Annotated in this window: 12 protein-coding genes; 9 read left to right on the top strand and 3 right to left on the bottom strand. The window is 67.9% G+C overall.

All coding sequences use genetic code 11. The features are described from left to right. Positions 1 to 131 precede the first annotated feature (131 nt). Both BVIR_RS17435 and BVIR_RS07490 read left to right on the top strand, forming a co-directional pair. Entirely contained in the window at positions 132 to 728 is a 597-nt protein-coding gene (locus BVIR_RS17435) for a PopZ family protein (protein ID WP_470267977.1), read from the top strand. Positions 729 to 1,299: 571 nt separating this feature from the next. Next, a complete protein-coding gene (locus tag BVIR_RS07490) occupies positions 1,300 to 4,071 on the top strand; it encodes a valine--tRNA ligase (protein WP_055037128.1) in 2,772 nt (923 codons plus the stop codon). A gap of 249 nt (positions 4,072 to 4,320) precedes the next feature. Here BVIR_RS07490 and BVIR_RS07495 read toward each other — a convergent pair whose 3' ends face one another. Continuing rightward, positions 4,321 to 4,923: a DNA-3-methyladenine glycosylase gene (locus BVIR_RS07495; RefSeq protein WP_082417354.1), complete on the bottom strand. Its 603-nt coding sequence runs from the start codon at positions 4,921 to 4,923 to the stop codon at positions 4,321 to 4,323. A gap of 462 nt (positions 4,924 to 5,385) precedes the next feature. Between BVIR_RS07495 and BVIR_RS07500 the strand changes: the two genes are divergently transcribed. Then, positions 5,386 to 6,237: a tetratricopeptide repeat protein gene (locus tag BVIR_RS07500; protein ID WP_055037130.1), complete on the top strand. Its 852-nt coding sequence runs from the start codon at positions 5,386 to 5,388 to the stop codon at positions 6,235 to 6,237. An 18-nt stretch (positions 6,238 to 6,255) separates the two neighbouring features. On the opposite strand, the gene xth is transcribed toward BVIR_RS07500, so the two are convergent. Next, positions 6,256 to 7,047 carry an exodeoxyribonuclease III gene (gene xth / locus BVIR_RS07505; RefSeq protein ID WP_055037131.1) on the bottom strand — a complete coding sequence of 264 codons (792 nt, stop codon included), beginning with the start codon at positions 7,045 to 7,047 and terminating at the stop codon, positions 6,256 to 6,258. A gap of 111 nt (positions 7,048 to 7,158) precedes the next feature. Then, on the bottom strand, positions 7,159 to 7,485 hold the full coding sequence (locus BVIR_RS07510) for a HesB/IscA family protein (RefSeq protein WP_055037132.1): 327 nt from the start codon (positions 7,483 to 7,485) through the stop codon (positions 7,159 to 7,161). Positions 7,486 to 7,632: 147 nt separating this feature from the next. Here BVIR_RS07510 and BVIR_RS07515 point away from each other — a divergent pair, with 147 nt between their 5' ends. From BVIR_RS07515 to scpB, 6 genes are all read left to right on the top strand, one after another. After that, positions 7,633 to 8,811 (top strand): deoxyguanosinetriphosphate triphosphohydrolase, encoded by a 1,179-nt coding sequence (locus tag BVIR_RS07515; RefSeq protein ID WP_055037133.1) that lies wholly within the window; start codon positions 7,633 to 7,635, stop codon positions 8,809 to 8,811. Positions 8,812 to 8,844: 33 nt separating this feature from the next. Then, positions 8,845 to 10,605, top strand: a complete 1,761-nt coding sequence (gene argS, locus BVIR_RS07520; protein ID WP_055037134.1) for an arginine--tRNA ligase — start codon at positions 8,845 to 8,847, stop codon at positions 10,603 to 10,605. Positions 10,606 to 10,689: 84 nt separating this feature from the next. After that, on the top strand, positions 10,690 to 12,138 hold the full coding sequence (locus BVIR_RS07525; RefSeq protein WP_055037135.1) for an SPOR domain-containing protein: 1,449 nt from the start codon (positions 10,690 to 10,692) through the stop codon (positions 12,136 to 12,138). 141 nt (positions 12,139 to 12,279) lie between these two features. Continuing rightward, on the top strand, positions 12,280 to 13,314 hold the full coding sequence (gene nagZ, locus BVIR_RS07530; protein WP_055037136.1) for a beta-N-acetylhexosaminidase: 1,035 nt from the start codon (positions 12,280 to 12,282) through the stop codon (positions 13,312 to 13,314). A 2-nt stretch (positions 13,315 to 13,316) separates the two neighbouring features. Continuing rightward, entirely contained in the window at positions 13,317 to 14,099 is a 783-nt protein-coding gene (locus BVIR_RS07535; RefSeq protein WP_055037137.1) for a segregation and condensation protein A, read from the top strand. After that, positions 14,096 to 14,872 carry an SMC-Scp complex subunit ScpB gene (scpB, locus tag BVIR_RS07540; RefSeq protein WP_082417356.1) on the top strand — a complete coding sequence of 259 codons (777 nt, stop codon included), beginning with the start codon at positions 14,096 to 14,098 and terminating at the stop codon, positions 14,870 to 14,872. The genes BVIR_RS07535 and scpB overlap by 4 nt, the downstream gene beginning before the upstream one ends. The last annotated feature ends 48 nt before the right edge of the window (positions 14,873 to 14,920 follow it).

Genomic DNA, 14,920 nt, shown 5'->3' on the forward strand with positions numbered 1-14,920 from the left:
TGCCATACTTTACCAACCGTAGTCTGGGATTGCGTCGATTCTTCTAGGCCGGGCCAAGGCTGCCCAGTCGGATTGACCGCGGCAGGAAGGCGGAAGCCATGACTCAAAGTGCGCGTGCGCAGGAGCCGTCGATGGAAGAGATACTCGCTTCCATTCGGCGGATTATTGCCGACGACGAACCCGCCAAGCCGCCGCCGTTACCGAAACCGGTAATCGCTGCGCCTCCGCCGCCAACGGCTGAACCTCCGGCGGAAGAAGAGAGTGCTGCCATGGGGCAAGACGATATCGACGCACTGCTGTCCGGGTTCGATGACAAGCCGGAGCCCGAGCCACAAACGCAGAGTGCCGACACGCTCGAACTGACCGAGGCGGTTCCGATGCAGGCGCAGTCCAAGGTCAACGGCTTCACCCGGGTCGAGCCGCGCGCCGACGTGGTATTCCGCGAGCCTGAGCCGGCGCTGTCGCCTGCGGCGGTATCGGTTACCCCGCCGAAGGTGGAGCATTCGCCGGTGACATCCTCGATGTTGTCCGACGCGACCAGCGCTGCGGTTTCGGCTGCGTTCGGCTCGCTGACCCACACCATTCTCTCAAGCAACGCCAGGACGCTGGAAGACATCGTCACCGATATGCTGCGACCGATGCTGAAGCACTGGTTGGATGAGAACCTGCCGACCATCGTCGAGCGACTGGTGCGGTCTGAGATCGAACGGGTGTCGCGCGGGCGCTGACGAGACGCGTGCGCCGCAGTTGCGGTGGGGGCCGCGTTCTGCCGACGGTTTTGTGCCGAAAGGCGCGACCGCCCGAGAGACCGCACGGGGCCGCTTGGCTTTGCTGGTTGGCTTGGGCGGTCGTCGTTCGAGAGCCGGTACCGCGCCTGGCGGCGGCACGGACGGAGTTGAGTTCCGGCTTGTCGGGGCTGAGGGGGCGGGCGCTCCCTGAGTCATTTTGAACAAGGCTGGGTGAGAATACCGGTTGCGGGATCGCCCGCGGCCCGGCACAGCCGCTTCATACGGTTTCCGGCCGATCAAACCGGGTAGCCGTATTCCGCCCGCCGAACATCCCGTTCTACCCAGGGATTTTTCGGCGAAATCGTTTCCGGGATCACGCGAGGATCATTCGGAAACCGTCTCAATCGGTGCTCTGCCGAGGGCCTGCCCGACCGTGGTGGCTGCTGCGCGAGTGTGCGGCGGACCGCCGCGCGCAGGTCAGCTTCGACGATGGCAGGCCGCTTGCGGATTGACGAGGGGGCGGCGGTCGGCTTTCTGTCGCGCCCGTTCCAGTGCGCACGGGTTCACGATCATGATGGAAAAGACGTTCACGCCGGCGGAAGTCGAGGCCCGTATCCACGATGCCTGGACCAAGGCCGAGGCGTTCAAGGCCGGGCGGCCGGAGCGCGCCGACGCGCAGCCCTATACGATTGTGATTCCGCCGCCGAACGTCACCGGCTCGCTGCACATGGGGCACGCCCTCAACAACACGCTGCAGGACGTGCTGTGCCGGTTCGAGCGCATGCGCGGCCGCGACGTGCTGTGGCAGCCCGGTACCGACCACGCCGGCATCGCCACCCAGATGGTGGTCGAGCGCCAGCTGATGGAGCGGCAGGAGCCGAGCCGGCGCGACATGGGCCGCGAAGCGTTCCTGAAACGGGTGTGGGCGTGGAAGGAACAGTCTGGCGGCACCATCGTTGGCCAGCTCATGCGCCTCGGCGCCTCATGCGACTGGTCGCGCGAGCGCTTCACCATGGACGAGGGCCTGTCGCGCGCCGTGCTCAAGGTGTTCGTCACGCTCTATCGCGACGGCCTGATCTATAAGGACAAGCGGCTGGTCAACTGGGACCCCAAGCTGCTCACCGCGATCTCGGACCTCGAGGTCCAGCAGGTCGAGGTCAAGGGCAACCTATGGTACTTCGACTATCCGCTGGCCGACGATCCCGAGGTCCGGATCACTGTCGCCACCACCCGGCCGGAAACCATGCTCGGCGACACCGCGGTCGCCGTCCACCCCGACGACGAGCGCTATAAGGACTTGGTCGGCCGCGAGGTGCTGCTGCCGCTGGCCGGCCGCCGCATTCCCATCGTCGCCGACACGTATTCCGATCCCGAAAAGGGCACTGGCGCGGTCAAGATCACCCCGGCGCACGACTTCAACGACTTCGAGGTCGGAAAGCGCCATTCTCTTCGGATGATCAATATCCTCGATGCTGAAGCAAAGATGCTGCTTGAAGGCAACGAGGAGTTCCTGGCCCATCTCGAAGGCGGCGACGACCTCGATACCGTGCTGACGCTGCACGGGCTTGACCGCTTCGAGGCGAGGAAACGTATCGTCGAGATGATGGAGGCGCGCGGCCTTCTCCAGAAGGTCGAGCCGCACACCCACATGGTGCCGCACGGCGACCGCTCCGGGGTGGTGATCGAGCCGTGGCTGACCGACCAGTGGTATGTCGACGTCAAGCCGCTGGCCGAGCGGGCGCTTGCCGCGGTGCGGGACGAGCGCACGGTGTTCGTGCCCAGGAACTGGGAGCGGGTCTATTTCGACTGGCTGGAGAACATCCAGCCCTGGTGCATCTCGCGCCAGCTGTGGTGGGGCCACCAGATCCCGGCATGGTACGGCCGGGACGGCAAGGTGTTCGTCGCCGAGACCGAGGAGGAGGCGCTCGCCGAGGCGCTGGCCTACTACACCGAGCAGGAGATCATCGAGCCCGGCGAGGGCATCGCCATCGCCGAGCATCCCGACCGCCGCGGCACCTTCCTCACCCGCGACGACGACGTGCTCGACACCTGGTTCTCCTCGGCGCTGTGGCCGTTCTCGACCCTAGGCTGGCCGGACGAGACCGCGACCCTCAAGCGCCATTACCCGACCGACGTTCTGGTCACCGGCTTCGACATCATCTTCTTCTGGGTGGCCCGGATGATGATGATGGGCCTTCACTTCAAAGACGAGGTGCCGTTCAAGACCGTCTACATCCACGCGCTCGTCCGCGACGAGAAGGGCGCCAAGATGTCGAAGTCGAAGGGCAACGTCATCGATCCGCTGGAACTGATCGACCAGTACGGCGCCGACGCGCTGCGCTTCACCCTGGCCGCGATGGCGGCGCAGGGCCGCGACATCAAGCTTGCCACCAGCCGCGTCGAGGGCTACCGCAACTTCGCAACCAAGCTATGGAATGCCGCGCGGTTTTGCGAGGTCAACGGCTGCGTCCGCACCGCCGGGTTCGACCCCGCCCACGCCAAGGAGATGGTGTCGCGCTGGATCATCGGCGAGGCCTCGCGCGCCACGGCCGAGACCGCAGCTGCGATCGAAGCGTATCGCTTCAACGACGCTGCCGGCGCGGTCTACCGTTTCGTCTGGAACGTGTTCTGCGACTGGAACCTCGAACTGGCCAAGCCGGTGCTGGCCGGGCCGGACGGTCCGGCCAAGGATGAGATCCGTGCCGTCACCGCCTGGACGCTCGATGTCATCCTCAGGCTGCTGCACCCGTTCATGCCGTTCGTCACCGAGGAGCTGTGGCGGCTGACCGGTGAAACCGGCCCGGCGCGGGAGGGTCTGCTGGCGCTGGCGCCGTGGCCGTCGCTCGAAGGTCTCGGCGACGTCGAAGCGGAGATGGAGATCGGCTGGCTGGTCGACCTCGTCACCGAGGTCCGCTCGGTGCGTTCCGAGATGAATGTGCCGCCCGGCGCCCAGATGCCACTGGTGCTGGTCGCTGCCTCCGAGGAGACAGCCGAGCGGGCCAGACGCCATCTCGACACGCTGAAGCGCTTGGCGCGGCTGTCCGAGATTACGTTCGCCGATGCCGCGCCGAAGGGCTCGGTTCAGCTGATGGTGCGCGGCGAGACCTCGGCGCTGCCGCTGGCCGGCTTCATCGACATCGAAGCGGAAACCGCGCGTCTCGGCAAGGAAGAGAAGCGGGTGGCCGGTGAGATCACCCGGCTCGATGCCAAGCTGAACAACCCGGCGTTCGTCGAGCGGGCGCCGGAAGATGTGGTCGAGGAACAGCGCGAAAAGCGTGAGGAATATGTCGCGCTGCTGGCCAAGGTTCGCGAGGCCCTGGCGCGGGTGATGAGCGCGGCGTGACCGGCGGCCTTCTTTGCCGTTGATCCTGGATCGACATTGGCTCGCCTCATCCTGCGGAGCAGCCTGAAAGGTCGCGTCTCGAAGGATGGGGCGAAGGCTTGCGCGGCGCCTTCATGGTTCGAGACGGCTGCGGAGCCTGGCATCGGGCGCGCCTGCGGCGCGACCCGGTGGCAGCCTCCTCACCATGAGGCCGGGTAGGCAAGGTCAGTCCTCGAGGCCTCTGTCTTGGCGAGGCGACCTCGTGCCGCATCAGCGCGGGAATGGCTTCGACAGGAAGCGCGAGCGGGCAAGGCCATAGCGCCAAGGCCGGTCGGCGGCCTTGGTGATGCCGATGCGCGGTCCGACCGCCAGCGGCACCTCGGCGGCGCGCGGCAGCAGCGCGAACGGCGAGGTATCGAGCCGGGCGTGGTCGTGGGCGCGGGTGATGCCGAGCGCCTGGCACAGCCGGCCCGGCCCGGCGCACAACAGGCGCGGGTCGCTCAAGCCCCGGCGGGCCTGCATCGCCTCCAGCCCAAGCGTGGGTTCGATCGCCCGGATCAGCACCGCACTGGCGATGCCCTCCGGCTCGCACACCACGTTCAGGCACCAGTGGATGCCGTATGACCGGTAGACATAGGCGCGGCCCGGCGGTCCGAACATCGCGGCGTTGCGCTCGGTACGGCCGCCAAAGCCGTGGCAGGCGGGGTCCTCATGGTCGTAGGCCTCGACCTCGACGATCACCCCGCCGACGCCGTCGATCATCAGCACCGCCCCGATCAACTCCGGTGCGACGCGATGCACGCTGCGGGCGAAGAATCGGGCGTCGAGCCCCGGCCGGGCGCCGGGAGAAGAACTTGCTCCGTATTCTTCCATATCGGGCATATGACTGTTGCCTCTTCGCAACATCTTCACCATTTCAAATGACTTCAAGATGAGGCCTCCCCCGGAAGCCGCGATCCCGCCACAAACCGGAGGCACGGCTGTAACCGCTGCAGAGCGTTGGCGTTTATTCCTTTTCGCGAGGGGGCGGTCGCGGAGGCGCCAGACTGGGGCAGGGGAAACGTCATGGGCAGCACGACCGGCAAGCGGAGGGGCGGGTTCGGCTGGCGCGCGAGCGCCGCGGCCGAGCGCGACGACTATGTCTTCGCTGTCGGAGCGGAGCACGCACATTTGAATGACCGTAAAGCTCCGCGGCGCGTTTGGTGCCGTAGAAAAGACTGGTTGCGGTCGGACCTTCAGGGCGTGTCGGGCGCTGGCTGGGGCGCCGCGCGGCGGAGTGACGCCGCTCGAACACGGCGGGTCGTCCATTCGGTGGACAGGGCGCAAAGAACGAATATGCGGACATCCCATCGCCTGATATCGGCTGCGTTCGCCGTCGTGCTGACGGCGTTGCCGGCATTCGCCCTCGATCCGGACGCGGCCGCGTCCGGCACCCGCTCCGCTGCCTTCACCCCCGACACCAGCCGCACCGTCGGCCGACTGTCGAGCGAGGAAGCCTTCCGCGCCGGCATCGCCGGCATCAAGTCGGACCTCGCCGGTGACAAGGGCGAAGCGCTGAAGTCGCTGCAGTACGCCGCCAACCAGGGCCACACCGCCGCCGCCTGGAAGCTCGCGTCGATGTACGCCAAGGGCGAGGGCGTCCGCCGCGATGAACTCAAAGCTTACGAGTATTTCCGCCGCGTCGCCAACCTCCACGCCGACGACGCGCCGGGCAGCCCACAGGCCCCCTACGTCGCCAATGCGTTCGTCGAACTCGGCCGGTTCTTCATCAGCGGCATTCCCAACACCGCGGTGGTGAAGGACCCCATTCGCGCCCGCGAGATGTTCGAGTACGCGGCATCGTGGTTCGGCGACGCCAATGCCCAGTACGAACTCGCCTGCCTGTATCTGGAAGGCATCGGCACCGAGCGCGACCCGCTCACTGCGGCGCGCTGGCTGGGGCTCGCCGCCCAGAAGCAGCAGTACCGCGCCCAGGCACTGCTTGGTCGCTTGCTGTTCAAGGGCGAGGGCGTGCCCCGTCAGGCTGCGCGTGGCCTGATGTTGCTGACATTGGCGCGGGAGTCGGCCGCGACCACCGAGGATGGCTGGATCGTCGACACCTACGAGAGCGCCTTCAAGGTCGCGACCGAGGACGAGCGCTCGATGGCGCTGGCCTATCTCCAGCAGTGGCTGAAGATCTATCGATAGGGCTGCCAAGCGGGCGGCTCACGTGCCCTCCAGCCTGAGGTCGGCCCACACCGGCACATGGTCGGACGGCTTCTCCAGTGCGCGGACCTCGGCGTCGATGCCACAGCCGGCGAGGCGGTCCGATGCCTCCGGCGACAGCATCAGATGGTCGATGCGGATGCCGTTGTTCTTCTGCCACGCCCCGGCCTGATAATCCCAGAATGAGTAGAGCCCGGCCTCGTCCGATGTGGCACGCAGGGCGTCGGTAAAGCCGAGATTGGCGAGCGCGCGGAAGCGGGCGCGGGTCGCCGGCAGATAGAGCGCATCGCCGGTCCATTGGGCGATGTCGCGGGCGTCGCGCGGATCGGCAATGACGTTGTAGTCGCCGGCCAGGATGAACGGCTCCTCCAGCTCCAGGCGCTGGCGGGCGTAGGCGATCAGCCGGTCGAACCAGGCCAGCTTGTAGCGGTACTTGTCGGTGTCCGGCGGGTTGCCGTTGGGCAAATAAAGCGAGGCGAAGCGCAGCGCGCCGCCCTTGGTCGACACCACCACCTCGATGAAGCGGGCCTGGGCGTCGTCCTCGTCGCCGGGGAGCCGGACATTGACCTCATCCAGCGGCAGCCGGGACAGGATGGCGACGCCGTTGAAGGTCTTCTGGCCGTGGACGGCGACGTTGTAGCCGGCATCCTCGAACGCGGCGCGGGGAAAGGTGTCGTCGACGCACTTGATCTCCTGAAGTGCGACGAGATCGGGCTGGCGCTGCTTCAGCCAGCCGCAGACGATGTCGACCCGCTGCTTGATCGAATTGACGTTCCAGGTCGCGATGCGCACCGCCCGACACTCCGGTTCTGAGACGGCCCGCGCCGCCGAGGGTCGGACGAGCCTATCATACGCCGCCCGGCCGATCAGGCCGGATCGCGACGCGCTCATCCGGCGACCGGGTCAGATCGAGAAGCTGGTGCCGCAGCCGCACTTGGCGGTGGCGTTCGGGTTTTCAACCCGGAAGGTCGAGCCGATCAGGTCCTCGACGAAGTCGAGCTGCGAGCCGGCCATGTACTGCATCGAAATGGGATCGATCAGCACCACGGCGCCGTCCTGCTCGACGACGACATCGTCGCTCTTTCGGGAATCGCAGCCGAACTTGTACTGAAAGCCGGTGCAGCCGCCGCCCTCGACGCTGACGCGCAACGCTGCGCCGGGGGCTTCGCCGGCGAGAACCTTGAGGATGCGCGTGGCCGCGCGGGGGGTGACGATGAGGCCATTCGCCATGTCGATGACTTTCCGGGGTTTCGGTTTGCGAACGAGATCATTGCATCCCCGTTCGACCTGAAGGTAAGTGCGGCAGCGGCGCTGTCAAATCCGCCCGCCTGCAAGGCAGTCCTCACCCGCAAGGCAGCCCTCGCCAGCAAGGCAGCTATGGCCGTCGACACCCCGATTCCCCGCGCCCGTTACGCCAGCGATGCCAGCCGCAGCCGCGGACGCCTCTACCTAGAACCGGAAAGCCCGCCGCGTTCGCCGTTCCGGCGCGACGCCGACCGGGTCATCCACTCGACCGCGTTCCGCCGCCTCAAGCACAAGACCCAGGTGTTCGTGTTCGACGAGGGCGATCACTACCGCACCCGGCTCACCCACACCGTCGAGGTGGTTCAGATCGCCCGCTCGCTGGCGCGAGCGCTCGGCCTCGACGAGGACCTCGCCGAGGCGCTGGCGCTGGCCCACGACCTCGGCCACACCCCGTTCGGCCACGCTGGCGAGCGCGAGCTCGATGCGCTGATGGCGCCATGGGGCGGGTTCGACCACAACGCCCAGTCGCTGCGCATCGTCACCCGGCTGGAGCGGCGCTACCCCACCTTCGACGGACTCAATTTGACCTGGGAAACCCTGGAAGGGTTGGTCAAACACAACGGACCGCTGCTGCCCGGCACCACCGTTCCGCTTGCCGTTGCGGAATACCAGAGCCTGCAGGATCTGGAGCTGGCCAGCTTCCCTTCGGCCGAGGCCCAGGTGGTGACGATCGCCGACGACATCGCCTACGACACCCACGACATCGACGACGGCCTGCGCGCCGGCCTGTTCGACGCCGACGATTTGACGCAGGTACCGCTGCTGGGCGACATTTTCGCCGAGATCGACCACGACTATCCCGACCTGGAACGCAGTCGCCGGGCCCACGAGCTGGAACGACGGCTGATCACCCGGCTGGTGCGCGACGTTGTCGCCGAGAGCGACCTTCGGCTCGCCGCGGTCGCGCCGCAGTCGGTTGAGGCGGTGCGCTGGGCCGGCCGGCCGGTGATTGGCTTCTCCAAAGCCATGATGCAGCGGGAACTCGACATCAAGGCGTTCCTGTTTCCCCGCATGTACCGCCACCCCAAAGTCATGCAGGCGATGGGCGCCGCGCGCGGCGCCGTGCGCGAGCTGTTCGGCCACCTCGCCGCCAATCCCGGCGACATGCCCGAGGAATGGCGACGCGGGCTGGAGGGGGCGGAGGAGGGGCGGCTGAAGCGACGGGTCGCCGACTACATCGCCGGCATGACTGACCGCTTCCTGCTGGCGGAGCACGCGCGTTTCTTTGACTCGACACCCGACTTGCGTTAGGCGCCACCTTCGCTTTCCGATAAACGAAGTCCCATGAACATCTTCGCGTCCTATGCCGACCATGTGCGGGCCGCCGTCCGCGCGCTCGCCGACCAAGGCCACCTGCCGGCCGGGCTCGACCTCGACCGCGTCGTCGTGGAGCCGCCGCGCGACCCCAGCCATGGCGATCTGGCCACCAATGCCGCGATGGTGTTGGCCAAAGACGCCAAGGCCAAGCCGCGCGACCTCGCCGAGAAGCTGGCGGACGAGCTGCGCAAGGCCCCGCAGGTGGCAAAAGTCGATGTCGCCGGGCCGGGCTTCATCAACCTGACGCTGTCGCCGGCGATCTGGCCGGAGGTGCTGTCGGCGGTGATTGGGGATGGCATGGCCTTCGGCGCCGCCGATCTTGGCCGCGGCCACAAGGTGAACGTCGAATACGTCTCGGCCAACCCGACCGGCCCGATGCACGTCGGCCACTGCCGCGGCGCGGTGTTTGGCGATACGCTCGCCAACCTCCTGGCGTTTGTCGGCTACGACGTCACGCGCGAGTACTATATCAACGACGCTGGCGCCCAGGTCGACGTGCTGGCGCGCTCGGCCTTCCTGCGCTACCGCGAGGCGCTGGGCGAAGACATCGGCGACATCCCCGAAGGGTTCTATCCCGGCGACTATCTGGTGCCGGTCGGCCAGGCATTGGCGCAGCAGTATGGCACCGCGCTGCGCCAAATGCCGGAAGCCGAATGGCTTCCGCTCGTGCGAAGCGCGGCGATCGACGCCATGATGGTCCAGATCCGGCAGGATCTCGCCGCGCTCAACATCGGCCACGACGTGTTCTTTTCCGAGCGCACGCTCACCACCGGCGCCACCGACCGGGTGGCGGCGGCGATCGCGGCGCTGGAGGCGGCCGGCCAGATTTATGAGGGCCGGTTGCCGCCGCCCAAGGGTGCTCCGCCGGAGGACTGGGAGGACCGCGAGCAGACCCTGTTCCGCTCGACCGCGTTCGGCGACGACGTCGACCGGCCGCTCAAGAAGTCGGACGGCACCTATACCTATTTCGCCTCGGACATCGCCTATCACCACGACAAATTCCTGCGCGGCTTCACCGACCTCGTCGACATCTGGGGTGCCGACCATGGCGGCTACGTCAAGCGGATGCAGGCCGCGGTCGCGGCGATCACCGGCGGCAAGGCTGCGCTCGACGTCAAGTTGTGCCAGCTGGTGCGGCTGTTCCGCAATGGCGAGCCGGTTCGGATGTCGAAGCGGTCAGGCGACTTCGTCACGCTTCGCGACGTGGTGGAAGAGGTCGGCCGCGACGCCGTGCGGTTCATGATGATCTACCGCAAGAACGACGCAGTGCTCGATTTCGATCTTGCCAAGGTCATCGAGCAGTCGCGCGACAATCCGGTGTTCTATGTCCAGTATGCCCACGCCCGCTGCCACTCGGTATTTCGGAACACCGCAGCGGTGCTGCCGTCATTCGATGTTTCGCTGGCCGGTGCCGCCGGCGCCGATCTGACAAAGCTCACCGATCCCGGTGAAGTTGATATCATCAAGCAGATCGCGATCTGGCCGCGTATCGTTGAACAGGCGGCGATCCATCATGAACCCCACCGGGTGGCGTTCTATCTTTACGACCTCGCCAGCGCCTTCCATGCCCAGTGGAACCGAGGCAAGGATTCGCCACATTTACGCTTCATTATCGAAAAGGATCTACTAATGACGTCGGCGCGCATGGCGCTTGTTCATGGTGTCGCCACGGTTCTTGGGGCCGGGTTGGGCATTCTCGGCGTCGAGCCTGTATTGGAAATGCGCTGATCGTCGATCCGGCCGCTCGAACCCGATCTTCGCGGGCACGCAGGGCCGCGAAGGACGAGGGCCGGTTGGAGGGGTCGCGTACACATGGCCGAGTCTCGATATCGCAATCCAGCCGATAACTTCGATGACGCGCCGCGCAGCGGCGCTGCGGCGGCCCGTCCGGGTCGGATCGAGGACCCGCTGGCCGAGCTTGCCCGCCTGATCGGCCAGGAAGACCCCTTCAAGGATTTCTATAAGGACGAGTCCTCGCGCATTGTTCCGCCGCCGCCGGAGCCGGCCGGCCCGCCGAGCGACAGTTGGTTCGATCCCCCCCAGCCGTCCTACGCCGCTCCGGCCGAGCCGGCGGCTCCGCAACGGCCCACGATCGATCCGCCGGCCCGCGCAGCGGCAGCCGCGCGGTATGATCGGCCGGCGCAGACGGCCGCACGGCCCGCACCCACGCCGCCGCGCGACACCTACGCCCAGAGTGCGTACGAGCAGGATGCGTTCGCGCAAGATGCGTTCGCTCAGGACGCCTTCGCCAAGGAGGCGTTCGGCCGAGCCGAGCCGGCGCGGCACGACGCCGCAGCGGTGACGCGGCAGACTCAGGCCGCGGCGGCGCGGACGCGCGCGGCAGCGGACGATTCCTATTACCGGCACGACGCCGCGGCTGAGTACGACCGCGATTACGGCGCCGAAGAGCAGGTCTACGACCCCTATTATTCCGAGGACGGCCAGATGCCGCCCCACGGCGAGGGGCTGGATGAGCCGCCGCGCAATCGTGCCCGCTTGGTGTTCATGCTTGCCGGTGCCGTGCTCGGCCTTGCGGCGGTGGGAACTGGCGGCGTGTTCGCCTATCGCTCGCTGGCCGGTGGCGGCGAGCCGCCGGTCATCAAGGCCGACGCCAGTCCCAACAAGGTGGCGCCGGCCGGACCGCCGCAGCCGCAGGACGCCAGTGGTCAAAAGCTGATTTACGACCGTGTTGGCGCCCCTGGCGGCGGCGGGGCCGAAAAGGTGGTGTCGCGCGAAGAGCAGCCGGTCGATCCCAGTCATCTGGCCCAGCCGCCTCGTGTGGTGTTGCCGGGTGCGGTCGATTCCTCCGGCAACGAGCCGCGCAAGGTCCGCACTCTGGTGGTCCGTTCCGACGGCACGGTGATGCCGAGCGCGCCCGCCTCGGCGCCGGCCTCGCCGGCCCCTGCGGCGGTACGCCCGGTGCAACCGGCGCCGGTGCAGCCGGCCGTGTCCCAGCCGGCCACGCCGCGTCCGGTACAGCCGGCACCGCAGCGCACTGCGTCGGTATCGGGACCCGGCTTCGTGGTCCAGGTATCGGCTGCGCGTTCGGAAGCGGAAGCACAGGCCGCGCTGCGGTCGATGCAGAGCAAGTATGCCGGCGTGCTGGGCGGCCAACCGACCAGCGTCCGCAAGGTCGAGCTTGAGCGTGGCACCTTCTACCGCGCCCACATCGGGCCGTTCGCCTCCCGCGATCAGGCCAACGAGGTGTGCAGCAGCCTGAAGGCGGCCGGCGGCGACTGCATCGTGCAGCAACGCAACTGATCCCGCGCCGGCCGGGATCGCTCGGCGCGCCCGATCGGCCCTGCCATCCGGAAACCGCATCATTCCGTGTCGGCTGGACATCCGCGAGCGGGTGTCCGACCGCGTTTTTCGGTCCACGCGTCAAAAGTTCCGATGTCTTCGATGTCTCCGCGTGCCTTCATCGCCGGCCTGGCCGGTCCCCGGCTCACCGCGGCCGAGCAGGCGTTCTTTCGCGATGCTCAGCCCTGGGGTTTCATCCTGTTCGCTCGCAACGTCGAGACGCCGGATCAGGTGCGGGCGCTGACGGCTGAGCTGCGTGCCACAGTGGGGCGGTCGGATGCGCCGGTGCTGATCGACCAGGAGGGCGGCCGAGTGGCGCGGCTCAAGCCGCCGCACTGGCCGGAATATCCGCCGGCCCAGGCCTTCGGGCGGCTCTATGCCGCCGATCCGCAGCATGGACGCCAGGCCGCGCGGCTTGGGGCCCGGCTGATTGCGGCCGACCTTGACGCCCTCGGCATCACCGTCGACTGCGTGCCGTGCGCCGATCTCGCCCTGGCGGAAACCCACGCCATCATCGGCAGCCGCGCCTATGGTTCCGATCCGGCGACCGTGGCGGCGCTGGCGCGCGCGGCCGCCGACGGGCTGATGGCCGGCGGTGTCGCGCCAATCGTCAAACACATCCCCGGCCACGGCCGCGCCACCGCCGACAGCCATCTCGAACTGCCGGTCGTGACCACGCCCCGCGCCGAGTTGGAGCGTACTGATTTCGAGGCGTTCCGCCGCCTCGCCGATCTGCCGATGGCGATGACCGCCCACGTCGTCTACGCCGACATCGATGCCGAGGCGCCGGCCACCACCTCGAAGACCGTGGTCGCTGAGGTCATACGCGGGTCAATCGGCTTCGACGGGCTGTTGATGACCGATGATCTGTCGATGAGGGCGCTGCAGGGTTCGTTCCGCGGCCGCGCCGCCGCGGCGCTCGAGGCCGGCTGCGACATGCTGCTGCACTGCAACGGCGAAATGGCGGAGATGGCCGAGATCGCCGCCGTGGCGCCACACCTCGCCGGCAAGGCCGCCGCGCGGGCGGCGACGGCGCTGGCTTGTGCAAGACGGGCAGAGCCACTCGATACCGCAGCGGCGCGGACGGCATTCTCGGCTATATTGGCCACGCTGAACGGGGAGGCGAGGCCAGGCTGATCATGCTCGACGCAGAGTTCGAGAGTTCGCATGCCGGCGAGGCGCCCGCGGAAGCCGCGTTGGTGGTCGAGGTCGACGGTTTCGAGGGGCCGCTCGACCTGTTGCTGAACCTTGCCCGCAGCCAGAAGGTCGATCTGGCCAAGATCTCGATCCTGGCGCTGGCCGACCAGTATCTCGGCTTCGTCGAGCGCGCCCACCAGCTTCGCATCGAACTGGCCGCCGACTATCTGGTGATGGCGGCGTGGCTGGCGTACCTCAAGTCGCGCCTGCTGCTGCCCGAGCCACCCAAGGGTGAGGAGCCGAGCGCGGTCGACATGGCCGCCAATCTGGCATTCCGGCTGCAACGGCTTGAGGCGATCCGCACCGCGGCCGCCAGCCTGACCACCCGCGACCGGCTGGGCCACGACGTGTTCGGCCGCGGCAAGCCGGAGCCAACCTTGGTGCCGCGGGCGGGCTATGCCGCCTCGCTGTACGATCTGCTTGCAGCCTATGCCGCGGAGCGGCAGAAGCGAGCGCACGCCCGCGTCACCGTGGCCAAGCGCCAAGTGTGGTCGCTCGCCGAGGCCCGCAGCCTGCTGCAGCGGCTCGCCGGTAGCGCGCTCGACTGGACCTGCCTGGACGAATATCTGATCCAGTGGACGACGGCGCCGGGGGACCGGACGACGGTCAGGGCATCGAGCCTTGCGGCCAGCCTCGAGCTGGTTCGCGAGGGGGCCATCGAAATCCAGCAAGAGCGCCCGTTCGCGCCGGTGTGGGTGCGGCGGCGTTCCGCTGCGGTGTCATGACGGGGGCTGTGTTGCAGCGGATGGTGTCGGCGGCCGTGTCATCGGAGGAGGGTGCTGCGGCCCCGTGCGAGGAGGCGCTGCGCATCCTCGAAGCGGTGCTGTTCGCCGCGGCCGAGCCGATGTCAGAAGCCGAGCTGGCCCGGCGCCTGCCGCCGGGCGCCGACGTCGGCCGGCTGATCGCGCGTCTCGCCGCGGATTACGCGCCGCGTGGCGTCAATCTGGTCCGGGTTGCCGGCAAATGGATGTTCCGCACCGCCTCGGACCTCGGCTATCTGTTGTCACGCGACGCGCCCGAGCCGAAGAGGCTGTCGCGGGCGGCGCTGGAGACGCTGGCGATCATCGCCTACCACCAGCCGGTGACGCGGGCGGAGATCGAAGAGATCCGCGGCGTCTCCACCAACAAGGGCACGCTCGACGTGCTGCTGGAGACCGGCTGGGCCCGGCTGCGCGGCCGCCGCCGCAGCCCGGGGCGGCCGGTGACCTATGGCACCACCGAGGCCTTCCTGGTCCATTTCGGCCTTGAATCGATTGGCGACCTGCCGGGCCTGGAGGAACTGAAAGGCGCGGGCTTCCTCGACAACCGGCTGCCGGCCACCTTCGCGGTGCCGGTGCCGTCCGACGACCCGGCGCTGCGGCCCGACGAGGACCCGTTGGAGGCGGGCGAGGCGACCGAACTCGATCTTGGCATGCTGCCACGCGAGCCCGAGGAGGACGGCGAGGCGGGCGACGGCCCGGCCGTCGGCGAGCCGGGAGCCACCGATCCGCAGGGCTGATGCCGGCCAGCTTCAACGGTGCTGTGATCGTTTCCGCCGAAGCGCTTG

The sequence above is a fragment of the Blastochloris viridis genome (assembly GCF_001402875.1).
GTDB classification, from domain to species: domain Bacteria; phylum Pseudomonadota; class Alphaproteobacteria; order Rhizobiales; family Xanthobacteraceae; genus Blastochloris; species Blastochloris viridis.

Excerpts from the sequence above, each read along its gene's own strand:
- BVIR_RS17435 (WP_470267977.1), top strand. The coding sequence starts at position 132 with ATGGAAGAGATACTCGCTTCCATTCGGCGGATTATTGCCGACGACGAA.
- BVIR_RS07490 (WP_055037128.1), top strand. The coding sequence starts at position 1,300 with ATGATGGAAAAGACGTTCACGCCGGCGGAAGTCGAGGCCCGTATCCAC.
- BVIR_RS07495 (WP_082417354.1), bottom strand. The coding sequence starts at position 4,923 with ATGGAAGAATACGGAGCAAGTTCTTCTCCCGGCGCCCGGCCGGGGCTC.
- BVIR_RS07500 (WP_055037130.1), top strand. The coding sequence starts at position 5,386 with ATGCGGACATCCCATCGCCTGATATCGGCTGCGTTCGCCGTCGTGCTG.
- BVIR_RS07510 (WP_055037132.1), bottom strand. The coding sequence starts at position 7,485 with ATGGCGAATGGCCTCATCGTCACCCCCCGCGCGGCCACGCGCATCCTC.
- BVIR_RS07515 (WP_055037133.1), top strand. The coding sequence starts at position 7,633 with ATGGCCGTCGACACCCCGATTCCCCGCGCCCGTTACGCCAGCGATGCC.
- argS (WP_055037134.1), top strand. The coding sequence starts at position 8,845 with ATGAACATCTTCGCGTCCTATGCCGACCATGTGCGGGCCGCCGTCCGC.
- BVIR_RS07525 (WP_055037135.1), top strand. The coding sequence starts at position 10,690 with ATGGCCGAGTCTCGATATCGCAATCCAGCCGATAACTTCGATGACGCG.
- nagZ (WP_055037136.1), top strand. The coding sequence starts at position 12,280 with ATGTCTCCGCGTGCCTTCATCGCCGGCCTGGCCGGTCCCCGGCTCACC.
- BVIR_RS07535 (WP_055037137.1), top strand. The coding sequence starts at position 13,317 with ATGCTCGACGCAGAGTTCGAGAGTTCGCATGCCGGCGAGGCGCCCGCG.
- scpB (WP_082417356.1), top strand. The coding sequence starts at position 14,096 with ATGACGGGGGCTGTGTTGCAGCGGATGGTGTCGGCGGCCGTGTCATCG.